The sequence below is a fragment of the Mesoflavibacter sp. SCSIO 43206 genome, from assembly GCF_019904215.1.
GTDB lineage: Bacteria > Bacteroidota > Bacteroidia > Flavobacteriales > Flavobacteriaceae > Mesoflavibacter > Mesoflavibacter zeaxanthinifaciens.
In genome coordinates, this window is record NZ_CP063201.1 from 1388401 (window position 1) to 1403563 (window position 15163).

Consider the following 15163-nt stretch of genomic DNA (forward strand, 5'->3'; position numbering starts at 1 on the left):
TCTTAAAAGAAGATATCTTGAGCTAATCTAAAAGTGTTAGCATGTGCACTAACAATTATTTTAATATCAGGACTATAACCGCCACCCATACTGCACATTACCGGTATGTTTTGAGACTTACAAATTTCTAAAACAAATTGGTCGCGCTGTTTACAGCCTTCTATAGTTAAGCTAAGTTTGCCTAGTTTGTCTGTAGCTATAACATCAACACCAGATAAATAATAAATAAAATCGGGTTGTTCTTTTTCTATTAATTGCGGAAGCACTTTTTTTAATATAGATAAATACTCACTATCTCCAACATTATTATCTAATTCAATATCTAAATCGCTTTGTTCTTTTTTAAAGGGATAGTTGTTTTTTCCGTGCATAGAAAAGGTAAAAACAGCCGAGTCATTATTAAAAATTTCTGCAGTTCCATTACCTTGGTGTACATCTAAATCTACAATTAAAATTTTTTTAGCTAAACCATTATTTAAAAGAAATCTAGCACCTATTGCTTGATCATTAAGCATGCAAAATGCTTCGCCACGGTTAGTGTACGCATGATGTGTACCTCCAGCAATATTCATAGCAATACCATGTTTTAAGGCGTACTCACTAGCTTTTATAGTGCCATCGGCAATAATAATTTCGCGTTCAATTAATAATTCACTTAAAGGAAACCCTATTTTTCTTGCAGCACGTTGGTCTAGTGTTAAATTTAATAAATCATAAAAATAGTTGGCATCATGGACTGCTAAAATGGGATTTTCATTTAGCATTTTAACAGGCTCAAAAAAATTATCCTCTATACAAGTCCCTTCGTGTAATAATTGTTTTGGTAATAACTCATATTTTAACATAGGAAACCGATGTCCTTCAGGTAAAGGATGACTGTAAATAGGATGATAAGCTATTTTTAACATCTATTTATGTAATTTAAGTTGAATACGCTTTCGCGGAAGATCAACACTCAATACTTTAACTATAATCTGTTGATGTAAGTGTACATGCTCGTTAACATCTTTTACAAAACTGTCTGATAAGTTAGAGACGTGTATTAAACCACTTTCTTTAATACCAACATCTACAAAGCAACCAAACGCAGTAATATTATTTACAATACCAGGTAATAATTGTCCTTCGCGTAAATCTTCAATCGTTTTAATGTTTTGATTAAAAGTGAAAACTTTTGCCTGCTCACGTATATCTAAACCTGGTTTTTCAAGTTCTTTAACAATGTCTTCTAAAGTTAAAAGACCAACTTCTTCTGTAATATATTTTTTTAAATTAATCTTTTTTAAAGTAGAGGTATTACCTATCAATTCTTTTACCGAAACGCCTTCGTCTTTAGCCATTTTAGTAACAATAGCATAGCTTTCTGGATGTACTGCAGAATCGTCTAACGGATTATCTCCATCTTTTATTCTTAAAAAACCAGCGCCTTGTTCAAATGCTTTATCGCCTAATCTTGGTACATTTTTAATATCTTTTCTACTAGAAAAAGCACCTTTTTCGCTTCTATAGTTTACTATGTTTTCTGCTAATTTTGGACCAATACCAGACACGTAACTTAATAAACTTTTACTTGCAGTATTTATATTTACACCAACTGCATTTACACAATTTTCTACTACAACATCTAATTGCTTTTGCAATTTATTTTGGTCTACATCGTGTTGGTATTGTCCAACACCAATAGATTTGGCATCAATCTTAACTAGCTCGGCTAAAGGATCTTGAAGACGTCGCCCAATTGAAACTGAACCACGAACGGTTACATCGTAATTAGGGAATTCTTCTCGCGCAATTTTTGATGCCGAATAGATACTAGCTCCAGCTTCGCTAACCACAAAAACTTGTACATCGGTTTTAAATCTAATTTTTCTAACCAAAGCTTCGGTTTCTCTAGATGCTGTTCCGTTACCTATTGCTATAGCTTCTATTTGGTAAGCTTCAGTTAACGTACTTAACTTTTTTAAGGCACCAATTTGGTCGTTTTTTGGCGCATGCGGATAAATAGTTTCGTTGTGTTTTAAATCTCCTTTTTCGTCTAAACAAACTACTTTACATCCTGTTCTAAAACCAGGATCTATAGCCAAAACACGTTTTTCGCCTAAAGGCGATCCTAACAATAGTTGTTTTAAGTTTTTGGCAAAGATGTTTATCGCTTCGTCATCTGCTTTATCTTTGGCATTTTGTAACGCTTCGTTACTTAACGATGGGAATAATAATCGTTTGTAAGCATCGGTTATTGCTATTTCTATTTGATCGGCGCAAGCGTTGTCCGACTTTATAATTTTTCGGTCTATACGTTCTAAAGCGCGATCATTATCAACTTCAATTTTTACTCGAATAAAGCCTTCTTTTTCGGCTCTAAGAATAGCTAATAATCTGTGCGATGGTATGCGATTTAGACTTTCTTCCCAATCAAAATAATCTTTAAATTTTTGAGCTTCTTCATCATCTTTTTTTGTTTTTACCACTTTCGTGGAAATCATAGCATAACGCTCTAATTGTTGTCTTAAACTAGTCCTAATATCGGCACGTTCGTTAATCCATTCGGCAATAATATGTCTTGCGCCTTCTAAAGCGTCTTCGGTAGATGTTACTTCACCTTTTATGTACTTAACTGCGATGTTTTCTATATCATTAGCATTTTGACTCATTATGATTTTTGCTAATGGTTCTAATCCGTTTTTTCTTGCAGTTTCGGCTTTTGTTTTTCGGCTTTTCTTGTAGGGTAAATATAAATCTTCAAGTGTTGTACTGTCTTGGCAAGCTTCAATTTTTGTTTTTAATTCGTTGGTTAAAACGTCTTGTTCTTCTAATGCTTTTAAGATGGTTGCCTTACGTTTTTCAAGCGTTTCAAATTCTTCTTTATATTTAACAATTGCACCAATTTCAACTTCATCTAAATTACCAGTTGCTTCTTTACGGTATCTAGAAATAAAAGGTACTGTACAATCTTGATTTAAAAGATTGACAGTGTTTTTTATAGAGGTTTCTGATAGATTAGTTTTGGATTGAATGTAGTTTAATAGAAGCATAATTTCTTTAAAAAATGAAAGGCAAATATAAATGTTATGATTAGCAAAAATACGTCATCTATCGTATAGTTTTTAGTCTTCTTTAAACCTAGTTTTGTTTTAAACCATATTTACATTTAAAATGAAACATTTACTATTAATCTTAACCTGCTTTATTTCTTTTCAAACAATTTCTCAAACCAAGCTATTAAAAGACGTGTCAGGTACTAAGCAAATGTCTGTAGAAGTTACGACACTTTTTAAGCAAAATAAAATAAATGAAGCATTTCAAATTCTTACGCCATATTGGCCAATACCAGAAAACGAGATAGAAACTTTAAAAGAAAAAATTATAAAGTATACCAATATAATTAGTGATCGTTTTGGAGCGCCTTTTAATTATTTAAAAGTTAAAGATGAAACTATTAGTGATATAGCAAAACGCGAAACATATTTAATCCAATATGAAAATACAGCAGTACGTTTAATATTTACCTATTACAAAAGCAAAAATGGTTGGATTGTAAATGCCTTTAAATGGGACGATAATTTTACTGAAGAATTTATAACTACTAAATAATTTTAAGATGAGACATATATTAGCAAGTTTAATTTTACTATTTGTAGTAAGTGCAAATTCACAAACCATAGATTGGCAAAATGCTCCTTTAAATCCTATAGCTATTAGATATAAGTTAGAACATTTTAATCTTAAAGGAGATGTTTACGGTTATGACCGTTATATATTCTCAGAAAGCGGTTACTTAATGAGCACCAATGAGTTGTTAAACTCTAAAGTTTTTATTTACGATAAAAATAACAGGCTACTACACAATACAGAAGGTGAAACCTATAAATATAATGCCCAAGGTTATGTAGCAGAACAAACGTATGCTGAATTAGGAAAGAAAACCGTAAAGTTTCATTACAATTCTAAAGATTTACTAATAAAAACAGAATACGAAAATTATAGCCTTGTTTATGAATATGATAATTTAAACCGATTAATAAAAACCACTAACACCAACAATGATTTAGAAATAGAATATGTCTATAACAAATACGGAGAAGAGCTTCATATTGAAGAAAAAAAGACCCGTGGAGATAGAAAGTTTACAACAATAAGACATGTTTTTAAAAATGGACATAAGATTGGTCTTAATCAATTAAGATATGAGTCTAATTATGATAAATACGGAAACCATACTATTAAAGGATATAGTGAAATTATATATTACAGTGAGATAAAAAACAAACCTGAAATATCACTTATCTGTAAAAAAAATGCTCTTAGTTCAATACAATTATCTAATTGTAAATTTTACATAAATAATAAACTAATTTATTTTTTAAATGCACGTTTAGTAAATGATAAAGATGTTATGGTTTATAACCCTTTTGAGAAAAATTATATGATAATAAATAATCCTTTTGAAGATTCAAAAGAAGGAACTGTACAAAAAATAAAAACTGTACACTTAAATACAAATACGTATTTACAAACTGAAGAAAATGTGGGTTATTTATATTATGAAGGTATAAGTATTTCTAACAAAATCTTTTTAAGAAATAATGGTTTAAAACTTTTTAAAAATTTTAATAATATAATCTGTTATGATGGATTTTTAAATAAGACTTTCTTTTTTAAATACTATACAGATAAAATTCCATCATTTATTCCTCTAGAAGAATTAAAATCTAAAGACAATATTTTATTTATAAATAATGGTAAAATAAAGGTTGTTATGAAAGAAGGTATTGTAATAAAAAATGAAGAGTATGCCTATGCTTATAATAATGACGATATGGTTTTATTCAAAAATAGTGAACCGTTGTATTATTTACCTAATTTTAAAAATGCTGAAAAAGAAACTATTTACCCAGGAAGACTGTACAATAAAGCAACAGACACTTATCAAATAGTAAAAACCAACAACCAAACACCAAAAATAAACTCTACATGTCTTTCAGGAAATTGTGTAGATGGATATGGCGAGTTAAAAACTGATGAATATATTCTGAAAGGCTTTTTTAAAAACGGTAAAGCTAACGGTTTTGGCAAACAAAATTTTAGTGATAACTCAAATTATTATGAGGGTAATTTTGTTGATGGTTTTAGAAATGGTTTTGGCATGTTTACATGGTACGATACAAAAGAATATTATATTGGCCAGTTTAAAAATGGAACATTTCACGGTTATGGATACCTAAAAAAAGGAGGCGAAATTTTGCAAGCAGGTTACTATGAGAAAGGTAAGCAAACTAAAAATATGATTACTACAGATTTTAAAAACAAACGAGCTAATGGAAACTGTATAGGTAACTGTAGTAATGGTTTTGGCTTTTATCAATTTGCAAACCGCGATACTTATGTAGGTTTCTTCACTAATGGACAACTGGATAAAGTCGGAGCTTATGGTTGGTCATCAGGTGATAGTTATATTGGCGAAATCCAAAATAAAAATTTTAGCGGACAAGGTGTACAATATTATAAAAGTTCAGGAACAAGTTATTACGGTAATTTTTTGTCAGGTCAGCGAAGTGGTTTAGGCGTTTATCTAAATAAAAACAAACAAATAAGCAGTAAAGGCTATTGGCAGAAAGGCACATTAATAACTAAGTATTAATTAATTTAAGGTAATTAACAATGAAATTGATAATTAAAGCAATTTGTATCACAGTTTTATTAGGTTTCCAATCTCTTTGCTTTGCTCAATCACTTCCTGATATAAGTAACATAGATTATGGTTTTACACAAAAGGTTACAAAAGTAGAAGCTGTTAACTACAATCTAAATAAAGAGCCAATTAAGACAATTGTATATCAATTTAACAAAAATGGCTTTATAAAAGATTACCATACTGAAAATTTAAAAGACAATTCTTGGCAAAAAACAAAAAGCTACTACAAAAATGACAGACTTTATAAACGTGTTTTTAAGTATAGTAACGCCAAAAAAAACAAAAAACACTCTTATACTTACAATACCAGCGGACAACTAATTAAAGAAACCATAACTCATAAAAATGGAGACAGCAATAATATTGTTTACGATTATAAAAACAATAAGTTGTACCAAATTAAATCAGAGATAAATAACTATAAAATTACCTATTTTTATTCTAACAAAGGAAATCTTTACAAAGCCATTAAAACTCAAAAAGATCAAAATGAAATAGAGCAAAATATCAATTATCTCTATCTTGAAGGAAAAGAAATTACATCATACGTATCGCTTAACTCAAATGTTTTAGTGACAACATATCAAAATGATTTTACATTGCAGTTAGACTTAAATGAAAATGAATTTGCTATCAATAAATTACAAAAAGGTATTAAGCGTTTTAACGAAGAAGCACCAAAGGATAACTTGCCTTTTAGCTTAAGAAGTTATTCTAACCAAACAGCACAATTTTACTCAAAAAACAAGGATAAATTAAAAGATTCTAAAATTGTCTATTTTGATTATGTAATAGATGACCAAAAGAATAAAATAACTTATGCTAAGGCAGATGTTAATGTACAAACAAAAACCATTGCTAGTATCCAATTTTATAAAACCAGTTTAACTAACAGAACCGTTGTTGGCGAAACTAAATTTAATGATAAAGTGCTTGAAAAATTTAAGGATATTCACCAAAGTCTAAATCAATTATAATACATGACAACTCAAAATTTTTATGAAATCAAACCGTTGTCAGTTAAAGATAGAAAAAAGCTAAAGCGTCAATATGTTTATCTTATTGCTTTTGGTGTTTTTGTAGGTGCTATTTTTTTTGTCATTTATAATTCTGTATTATCTACTGATAAAATGGGAAAGATTCCTGTTTTTGTTTTTTCAGTTTTCGCCTTAATTTTTTCAATATTTATATCTTATTTTTTTTGGAGTACTTACATCGATTTAAAAAAAGGAATAAAATATTGCTATTCAGGTATTGTTACCGATAAGAGAATAAATAAACATACTACTTCTTCTGCCCAACACAATAGAGCAGCTGGATCGCATAGAAATGGTTCTTCACGTAAAAATACACAAACACATTATTACATTACAATAGAGAATAAACAACACAGCGTTAATTATAAACAGTTTTCTCAGGTTAAATTAAATGATGAGGTTTATCTAGAAGTTAGTCCAAAAAAAAAGGAAGTTTTAACATTTAATGTTTTAGAAAATAATACTGAAACATCAGAATCATTTAATTCAATATCAAGAAATCAAAATTTTGAGAATATAGAAAAGTCTCTTCCAATGAGAGATAAGGAAATTGAATTAGTAAAAAAATTATTCTTTAAAAAAACACGAAAAAACCTAATATATCTAATACCAATTACAGTCTTGCTTTTTGTACTATGGAAAGGTATTTTTATATTTCTAATACCATTGATTATAGCATTTGTTTACTACTCTTTTAAATTCTTTATTCAAATTAATCAATATGCAAAATTTAAACGAAATGGGTATTTAAAATCACTAAATAAGGTTAAGGTAATAGATAAGTTAAAGACAACTTCTAACACAAAATCTACAGCTTTTCAAATAAAAACTAGTAACGGTGTTATTAATGTGTCAGAACATATTTATAATAAAGTACAAGCACATCAAAATTTACTTTTACACAAAGCTACTTTTATAAACATATTGTACGACGTTAGTATAGATGAATTAAACAGTTAAAAAATCTCTTATAATATTTCAATAAACCGGATAAATATAAAATCATATGAATAGCTTTTCTTCTATTTTAGAAAAACCATTAAAATATTATTCCCAATGGGATTTTTTAGTGTTTACATTACTTACAGCGCTATCCATTTGGAGCGGACAAACAACCGTATTTTATGTGATTTTATTTTTCTGGTGGAACGAGCTTATTAGAATAATTATAGATAGGATTTTTTTCAAAAGAAATAAAAACGCTGTGCTTGCCAGCAATAAAACAACATCCATATTTGGTTCTATTATACAAATGGGAGTTTATTTTATTTTTATTGTTGTCTTTTTCGGGTTTATGGCAAATTGGAATAATGAAGTACTTATTTTTACTAACATGAAAGTACTATTCTTTAGAAACTGGTTTTTTAATATTAACTTATTATTTGTGACTATAGAACGTGTGTTTTTACACATAAAACAAACACCAGTTAAAGTTAGTTTTGGTGCTTTTACACCTAATATGTTAGTGCTTCATGTATCTATTATTTTAGGAGTTATTCTTATGCTTTTTATAGTACGTAACTTTCCAGAAACGTTTACACCAACAAATTTATTTGGATCTGTACTTATTATTTTCCCTTTTTTAATGATAAGAGCATTTGCTTTATACCTTAGAATACGATATAAATAAAAAAGAGGTGTAGTTTTTAGGCTACACCTCTTTTTCTATATTCAAATAATTATTAATTAGACTCGTTTTGTGCGTCTTGTATCATTTTTTCATTTGGTAAAATAGCAATATTTACACGTCTATTTTTAGCACGTCCTTCGGCGGTACTATTATCATACATTGGTTGTGTTTCTCCAAACCAATTTGTTGTTAATCTTGTACTGCTAATACCATTGCTAGTTAAGTAATTAGTTACTGCATACGCACGGTTTTTAGAAAGTGTCATGTTATAATCGTCAGATCCAGAACTATCTGTATGACCTACGACTAATAAATTAGTATCTGGGTATTCTTTAAATACACCTATTAATTTGTTTAATGTAGCTTGTGAAGCAGCGTTAATGTTATACTTTTCAGTATCAAAATAGACACCACTATTTTCATCAAACGTAACAACAATACCATCATCCACACGTTCTACTTCTGCGCCTGGTATTTCTTGCTCAATTTCTTGAGCTTGTTTATCCATTTTCTTTCCTATAAGTACTCCAGCAGTACCACCAACTACACCGCCAATTACGGCTCCTAATTCTCCGTTTCCGCCTTTTCCTACGTTATTACCAATAATAGCACCTAAAACAGCGCCACTTGTTGCACCAATAACAGCACCTTTTTGTTTATTATTAGCATTTTTTACTGCATTACAGTTGGTTAGTCCAATGCACATTAGTAGTGTTAGACTGAATATTGAAATCTTGTTAATTGTCTTTTTCATGGTTTTTTAGTTTTAAATTTTGGTAAAGTTCATTGTAATTACAAATGGTTGTCCGTCTAAACTAACGGTTTGTTTCCATTGCATGTTGGTATCTGATAACTGAGATAGATTAACACGGTAACCTTGATTAGTTTCAGACTTATTTTTTTCGTTGGTTGGCTTTAATAAAAAGTCGTATAATCCCATTTCTGGACTTACTTCTTGTATGGTAAATACAAAGTTTCTTTCGCCAGAAGTACATCCTGCCGAATTAATTGTATAAATTCCTGTGTTGTTGTTAGGAATAAATTGCCAAGTACTACCTTCAAAACAAGATTTTGAAGCATCGTCAAATAGTGTAACGTTAAAAGTACCTGTTTGGTTGTAGGTAATCGAGTTTAAAACCCAATCGCCTTTAATGACTTTTTTAGAATCTCTCACAGTTTTTGGTGTTCCACATGAGATAATACTTAAAGTCACTAATAATAAAATTAGTCGTTTCATAGTAATGGTTTTTGGTTTGTAACTATTATAAGTTACGAAAATCATCACTTTTTAGACGACTAATTAAGACAAGTTTATCATATCTTTCGCTTTGTGGTTTTTATTGTAAAGAACAGTTTGTCAGCATGTTAACTGTTGTTTTAAGGTGTTTTGTTTTAACAGTTTTTAACTTTAACAACTATAAAAATTAAATTTTAAATCATTAATAAACTTCAATTTTTATTAGAACACTAATACGTGACTTTATTTAAATAAAAGTTATTATTAAAAACTAGAAAACTAATTATTTAAAACTTTAATAGGTGATAAGAACTTTCTTTTTGGTTAAAATAGCCAAAGAATAAGTCGTTTTTATGAAAAAAAACATCTTCACCACTAGAGTATTTTAATGTCGATTTATAGTCTTTTATTTTATTAAAAGGTGTTGATTCAAAACTACCTTTTACATGATTAAAATTAGAATCTAAAATTGAATTAAAATAAGTAGACTTTGTAGTTGTATAAGAATTAAATGAAAGATAAGTAGTGTTATAACCTGTAAAATTTCCATTTACAGTATTTACTGATCCCATATTTGGTTGGGTAATAACTTGAAAACCTCCTAAAGTTAGATAGTAATTACCATCATTTTTTGTAACATTGATTCCGATATTACCATTATTTATTTTTCTAAGATATTTTCGGGTTTCTTCTAACTCTCTAGTAGTAACAAATGGTAAAGCTGTTTGACCTTCTTGTATTATTGGAGAATTTTTAAAATGTATTTTTTTATCTCTAAAAATATTGAATTCTTTAATGACTTTTGAATCAAAATCTGAGATCACAAACTTTAAAGTTTCTTTAGATGAAGCTATTTGATAGATGTTATTCTCAAAAATAAACGAGTTATAGTTTTTAAATTCGTGACTTTTAGATTTTGGATAAGGATAGATTTTGTAATCTAAATTTAGTTGCTCTAAATCTATTTTATATAAATGTGTTGCCAATTCGTTGACATCAAAAGTTAAGTATATGGATTTATCATTTTGATACATTTTGTTTTTGGCAGAAGTTTGTTCAATCGAGTTAAAAACTCTTTGTTCAATTTTGGTTATGTTTGTTTTTTCTTTACCAGAAAACATAAAAAGACCATACTGAAATTTTGTGCTAATTAAGTTAGTTTCGTCTTTAATTTCTTCTAATTCAAAAGATTTTACTAAATCAAATCCTTCATTATTATATACTCTAAGATTAAGTATAGAATCACTATTAGCAGATAAAATATATAATTTGTTTTTATAGTTGATAGCGTCTAAAAATAGGTCATTATCTAAATTAAGATCAACCTCGATAGATTCTCCTGAAAAATTATTAAAATCTAATTTTAAAATTGAGAATTTATTTCTAGAATCATTTGTGTAAAGTACGTGGTAGTTGTTTTGTTTGATACTAAAGCCTAAAACTTTGTTGTATTTAGATTTTATGTTTTTTGTTTTAATAAATTGTGTAGAATTAACTTTAAAGTTAGAATCACTTAAGTAAGCATAGATATCTTTGTTTTCAACTAAAATTATAGCTAAATCATTAGTTATAGAATTAGAAATAGTGTAAGAATTTTTTCTAACTCGTTTTGACATTTCAAGATTTTTAAAAGTCAAAACTTCAGTTTGACTCCATAAAGAAATGCTACAACAAAAAAGTAAAAAACAAAACATGTACCTCATAACCTAACTAATCTGCAACCCATTTTTGACCGTTGTATCAGGATTTACAAATACTAAATCACCTTCGGCATTTTCGGTCATTAAAATCATACCTTCACTTTCTACACCACGTAAAGCTCTTGGTGCTAGGTTAACTAAAACCGTTACTTGTTTACCAACAACTTCTTCTGCAGTAAAACTCTCGGCAATACCAGAAACAATAGTGCGTACATCTATGCCAGTATCTACTTTTAAAACTAGTAATTTTTTGGCTTTAGGCATTTTTTCGGCTTCAATTATAGTTCCAACACGTAAATCTAATTTTGTAAAATCATCAAAAGTAATCGTGTATTTTTGTGGCTCTACTTTTTTGTTAGCAGCTTCGTTTGCTTTTTTACTAGCCTCTAATTTATCTAATTGAATTTGAATGTCTTTGTCTTCAATTTTATTAAAAAGTAATTCGCTTTGACCAATTTGGTGATTAGCTGGTAATAACACGTCTTTTGTTGAAATGTCACTCCAAGACATCTCGACTGCGCTCGATGTGACATTCAAAATTTGTTTCAATTTAGTTGAAGTAAATGGTAAAAACGGTTCTGATAATGTAGCTAAAGCACTTGCAATTTGTAAAGCAACATACATAATGGTTTGTGTGCGTGCTTCGTCTGTTTTTACTAATTTCCAAGGTTCTTCATCTGCAAGATATTTGTTACCAAGTCGTGCTAAATTCATAAGTTCTTGACTTGCTTCTCTAAAACGGTAACGTTCTAAAGAGCTTTCAATAACCGCAGGATAGGCTTTTACAGCAGCTAAAGTGTCTTCATCTATAGCTGTAAATGTTGATGGCGTTGGCACAATACCATTATAATATTTGTTAGTTAAAACGACAACACGATTAATAAAGTTACCAAAAATAGCAACAAGTTCGTTGTTGTTTCTGGCTTGAAAATCTTTCCATGTAAAATCGTTATCCTTGGTTTCTGGTGCGTTAGCAGTTAAAGCATAACGCAATACATCTTGTTTACCAGGAAAATCTTTTAGGTATTCTGGTAACCAAACTGCCCAATTTTTTGAGGTTGATAATTTGTTGCCTTCTAAATTTAAAAATTCGTTAGCAGGTACATTGTCCGGTAAAATGTAGCTACCTTCTGCTTTTAACATAGACGGGAAAATAATACAGTGAAACACGATATTATCTTTACCAATAAAGTGAACTAATTTAGTGTCTTGGTCTTTCCAATATGGTTCCCAATCTTTTCCTTCTCGTTCTGCCCATTCTTTAGTAGAAGAGATATAACCAATTGGTGCATCAAACCAAACGTAAAGTACTTTTCCTTCGCCACCTTCTACAGGAACAGGAATTCCCCAATCTAAATCACGAGTAACTGCACGCGGACGTAATCCATCGTCTATCCAAGATTTTACTTGTCCGTACACGTTTGGTTTCCAGTCTTTTTTATGACCTTTTAAAATCCACTCGCGTAAAAAGTTTTCGTGTTTATTTAACGGTAAAAACCAGTGTTTAGTTTCTTTTAAAGTTGGTGTATTACCTGTTATTGCAGATTTTGGATTGATTAAATCTGTGGCGTTGTGCGATGTACCACACTTTTCGCATTGGTCACCATAACTTTCTTCATTACCACATTTTGGACAAGTTCCAATCACAAAACGATCGGCTAAAAATTGTTTAGCCTCTTCGTCGTATAATTGCTCTGTAACTTCTTCTACAAATTCGTTTTTATCGTATAAGGTTTTGAAAAATTCTGAAGCTGTATCATGATGAATTTTCGCCGATGTACGTGAGTAATTATCAAAGCTAATACCAAATTCTTCAAAAGAATCTTTAATAATTTTATGATATCTGTCTACAATTTCTTGTGGTGTAACACCTTCATTTTTTGCTTTTATAGTAATTGGTACACCATGCTCGTCACTTCCGCAGATAAAAGCAACATCGTTACCGGTTAGACGCTTATAACGTGCATAAATATCTGCTGGAACATAAACACCAGCTAAATGCCCAATATGAATAGGACCGTTAGTATAAGGTAAAGCAGCAGTAATTGTATATCTTTTTGACATCTTAAAATCTTTTTGAAGCCGTAAAAATACACATTTTAACAGCGATTTAGAAAAAAAATGTACATTTACAATATGTCAAAAAACAGATTTATAATTATTACTTTATTGGTGTTTCTTTTTACAGGAACTAACGCCATGATATCCCAAAATACAAACTTTAAAAAACTAACAGAAAATTTGATACAACCACCATATTTAAAAGCTGGTGATACCGTTGCAATTGTAGCGCCATCAGGAATTTTAAAACACAGAAATGAAGAAATTGAACGCGCAAAACGTTTATTAAAACAATGGAATCTTAATGTTGTTGTTGGTAAACATGTGTTTAATCAAGCCAATCATTTTGCGGGTACAGATCAAGAACGTTGTGAAGATTTTCAAAATGCTTTAGATAATCCAAATATTAAAGCTATTTGGTGCGCACGTGGCGGATACGGTACGGTTAGAATTTTGGATAAATTAGATTATACTAAATTTTTAGAACAGCCTAAATGGATTATTGGATATAGCGATATTACAGCACTACATAACCAAATACATAATTTAGGTGTACAAAGTCTACATGCGATGATGTGTGTAAGTTTACCTAAGGATGAAAGTGAAATAGAACAAACTATAGCGACATTTAAAAAAGCCATTTTTGGTGAAACTTTAAGTTATACTTTACAAGGTTCAAATTATAATCAAGTAGGTGAAGTTACAGCACCAATTGTTGGTGGTAACTTGACGATACTTCATACTATGTTAGGTAGTAAAACTAGTATTGATACTTCTGGAAAAATATTATTTATTGAAGAAATTGGCGAGTACAAATACCATATAGATCGTATGTTACAAAGTCTAAAACGTGCTGGTTATTTTGATTACTGTAAAGGTGTGATTGTTGGAGATATGAGTAAGCTAAGAAAAAATACGACCCTTTGGGGAACATCTATAGAACAACTAATTTTAGATGCACTTGCCGATTATGATTTCCCGATTGCATTTAATATGCCAGCAGGACACGAAGATGATAATAGAGCTTTAATTTTAGGTAGAAAAGCTACTTTAAAAGTTGAAAAAACAAAATCTACACTTGTATTTGAATAGTAATGGCTAATCACAACCAGCTTGGTAAAAAAGGAGAACAACTTGCAGTCGATTTTTTAATTGAAAATGGCTACGATATTGTTGAACGTAATTACCGTTTTAATAAAGCTGAAGTCGATATTATTGCTCAAAAAGAAGATGTTTTAGCTATAATTGAAGTTAAAACACGATCTACAACAGATTTTGGGAATCCGCAAGATTTTGTAAAACCAAAACAAATAAAAAACTTAGTTAAAGCAGTAGATGAGTATGTGACTGTAAATAACCTAGAAGTAGATGTGCGTTTTGATATTATAGCAATTGTAAAAGAAGAACAGCAATTTAATATTGAGCATTTAGAAGATGCTTTTTTCTTTTTTTAAGATCTTAAAATGCTTTCCATTTTTTTGCCTCTAGCAAGCTCGTCTATTAACTTGTCTAAATATCTAATTTTTTGCATTAAAGGATCTTCAATGTCTTCTACACGGTAACCACAAATTAGACCTTTAATTTTATCAACGTTAGGATTAAGTTTTGGTGCTTTTTCAAAAAAGGTCTCAAAGTCTATTTTAGTTTCTAAAATTGTGTCTATATCTGCATTAGTATAATCTGTAAGCCATATAATAATGGTATGAACATCTTCTTTTGTTTTTCCTTTTTTTTCGGCTTTTGTGATGTAATGCGGATACACACTTGCAAAAGACATTGCGAAAATTCGGTTTTTTTTCATAATTA

At 29.7% G+C, this 15163-nt stretch carries 14 protein-coding genes; 7 read left to right on the plus strand and 7 right to left on the minus strand.

What is annotated here, in order from left to right:
• Positions 1 to 2: 2 nt before the first annotated feature.
• Positions 3 to 908, minus strand: coding sequence for a histone deacetylase (locus INR78_RS06475; protein WP_223077960.1), 906 nt, complete (start codon positions 906 to 908; stop codon positions 3 to 5).
• Positions 909 to 3032 (minus strand): Tex family protein, encoded by a 2124-nt coding sequence (locus INR78_RS06480; protein ID WP_223077961.1) that lies wholly within the window; start codon positions 3030 to 3032, stop codon positions 909 to 911. It lies immediately after the preceding gene.
• Between the two features lie 121 nt (positions 3033 to 3153).
• On the opposite strand from INR78_RS06480, the gene INR78_RS06485 reads away from it, so the two are divergent.
• From INR78_RS06485 to INR78_RS06505, 5 genes are read left to right on the plus strand one after another with little or no spacing between them, the layout of a single operon-like run.
• Positions 3154 to 3591 carry a hypothetical protein gene (locus tag INR78_RS06485; protein ID WP_223077962.1) on the plus strand — a complete coding sequence of 146 codons (438 nt, stop codon included), beginning with the start codon at positions 3154 to 3156 and terminating at the stop codon, positions 3589 to 3591.
• 7 nt (positions 3592 to 3598) lie between these two features.
• The gene (locus INR78_RS06490) at positions 3599 to 5638 is read left to right on the plus strand and encodes a hypothetical protein (protein ID WP_223077963.1); all 2040 of its coding nucleotides are present in this window, start codon (positions 3599 to 3601) and stop codon (positions 5636 to 5638) included.
• Positions 5639 to 5658: 20 nt separating this feature from the next.
• Positions 5659 to 6669 carry a hypothetical protein gene (locus INR78_RS06495; protein WP_223077964.1) on the plus strand — a complete coding sequence of 337 codons (1011 nt, stop codon included), beginning with the start codon at positions 5659 to 5661 and terminating at the stop codon, positions 6667 to 6669.
• Between the two features lie 3 nt (positions 6670 to 6672).
• Positions 6673 to 7689, plus strand: coding sequence for a hypothetical protein (locus INR78_RS06500; RefSeq protein ID WP_223077965.1), 1017 nt, complete (start codon positions 6673 to 6675; stop codon positions 7687 to 7689).
• Positions 7690 to 7735: 46 nt separating this feature from the next.
• Positions 7736 to 8359, plus strand: a complete 624-nt coding sequence (locus INR78_RS06505; RefSeq protein ID WP_223077966.1) for a hypothetical protein — start codon at positions 7736 to 7738, stop codon at positions 8357 to 8359.
• A 52-nt stretch (positions 8360 to 8411) separates the two neighbouring features.
• Here INR78_RS06505 and INR78_RS06510 read toward each other — a convergent pair whose 3' ends face one another.
• The 4 genes from INR78_RS06510 to metG all read right to left on the minus strand — a co-directional run bounded on the left by INR78_RS06510 (position 8412) and on the right by metG (position 13360).
• Positions 8412 to 9113: an OmpA family protein gene (locus INR78_RS06510; protein ID WP_027879580.1), complete on the minus strand. Its 702-nt coding sequence runs from the start codon at positions 9111 to 9113 to the stop codon at positions 8412 to 8414.
• Positions 9114 to 9125: 12 nt separating this feature from the next.
• A complete protein-coding gene (locus INR78_RS06515; RefSeq protein WP_223077967.1) occupies positions 9126 to 9596 on the minus strand; it encodes a lipocalin family protein in 471 nt (156 codons plus the stop codon).
• A gap of 287 nt (positions 9597 to 9883) precedes the next feature.
• Positions 9884 to 11212 (minus strand): hypothetical protein, encoded by a 1329-nt coding sequence (locus tag INR78_RS06520; protein ID WP_223077968.1) that lies wholly within the window; start codon positions 11210 to 11212, stop codon positions 9884 to 9886.
• 90 nt (positions 11213 to 11302) lie between these two features.
• Positions 11303 to 13360, minus strand: coding sequence for a methionine--tRNA ligase (gene metG, locus INR78_RS06525; protein WP_223077969.1), 2058 nt, complete (start codon positions 13358 to 13360; stop codon positions 11303 to 11305).
• A 72-nt stretch (positions 13361 to 13432) separates the two neighbouring features.
• Between metG and INR78_RS06530 the strand changes: the two genes are divergently transcribed.
• Entirely contained in the window at positions 13433 to 14449 is a 1017-nt protein-coding gene (locus INR78_RS06530; protein ID WP_106677271.1) for an LD-carboxypeptidase, read from the plus strand.
• Between the two features lie 2 nt (positions 14450 to 14451).
• Positions 14452 to 14811 carry a YraN family protein gene (locus INR78_RS06535; protein WP_106677273.1) on the plus strand — a complete coding sequence of 120 codons (360 nt, stop codon included), beginning with the start codon at positions 14452 to 14454 and terminating at the stop codon, positions 14809 to 14811.
• On the opposite strand, the gene INR78_RS06540 is transcribed toward INR78_RS06535, so the two are convergent.
• Complete coding sequence (locus tag INR78_RS06540) at positions 14808 to 15158, minus strand: DUF2200 domain-containing protein (protein WP_223077970.1); 351 nt, start codon at positions 15156 to 15158, stop codon at positions 14808 to 14810. The genes INR78_RS06535 and INR78_RS06540 overlap by 4 nt on opposite strands.
• Positions 15159 to 15163 lie beyond the last annotated feature (5 nt).

Coding starts and splice junctions, on each gene's coding strand:
- INR78_RS06475 (WP_223077960.1), bottom strand. CDS start 908: ATGTTAAAAATAGCTTATCATCCTATTTACAGTCATCCTTTACCTGAA.
- INR78_RS06480 (WP_223077961.1), bottom strand. CDS start 3,032: ATGCTTCTATTAAACTACATTCAATCCAAAACTAATCTATCAGAAACC.
- INR78_RS06485 (WP_223077962.1), top strand. CDS start 3,154: ATGAAACATTTACTATTAATCTTAACCTGCTTTATTTCTTTTCAAACA.
- INR78_RS06490 (WP_223077963.1), top strand. CDS start 3,599: ATGAGACATATATTAGCAAGTTTAATTTTACTATTTGTAGTAAGTGCA.
- INR78_RS06495 (WP_223077964.1), top strand. CDS start 5,659: ATGAAATTGATAATTAAAGCAATTTGTATCACAGTTTTATTAGGTTTC.
- INR78_RS06500 (WP_223077965.1), top strand. CDS start 6,673: ATGACAACTCAAAATTTTTATGAAATCAAACCGTTGTCAGTTAAAGAT.
- INR78_RS06505 (WP_223077966.1), top strand. CDS start 7,736: ATGAATAGCTTTTCTTCTATTTTAGAAAAACCATTAAAATATTATTCC.
- INR78_RS06510 (WP_027879580.1), bottom strand. CDS start 9,113: ATGAAAAAGACAATTAACAAGATTTCAATATTCAGTCTAACACTACTA.
- INR78_RS06515 (WP_223077967.1), bottom strand. CDS start 9,596: ATGAAACGACTAATTTTATTATTAGTGACTTTAAGTATTATCTCATGT.
- INR78_RS06520 (WP_223077968.1), bottom strand. CDS start 11,212: ATGTCAAAACGAGTTAGAAAAAATTCTTACACTATTTCTAATTCTATA.
- metG (WP_223077969.1), bottom strand. CDS start 13,360: ATGTCAAAAAGATATACAATTACTGCTGCTTTACCTTATACTAACGGT.
- INR78_RS06530 (WP_106677271.1), top strand. CDS start 13,433: ATGTCAAAAAACAGATTTATAATTATTACTTTATTGGTGTTTCTTTTT.
- INR78_RS06535 (WP_106677273.1), top strand. CDS start 14,452: ATGGCTAATCACAACCAGCTTGGTAAAAAAGGAGAACAACTTGCAGTC.
- INR78_RS06540 (WP_223077970.1), bottom strand. CDS start 15,158: ATGAAAAAAAACCGAATTTTCGCAATGTCTTTTGCAAGTGTGTATCCG.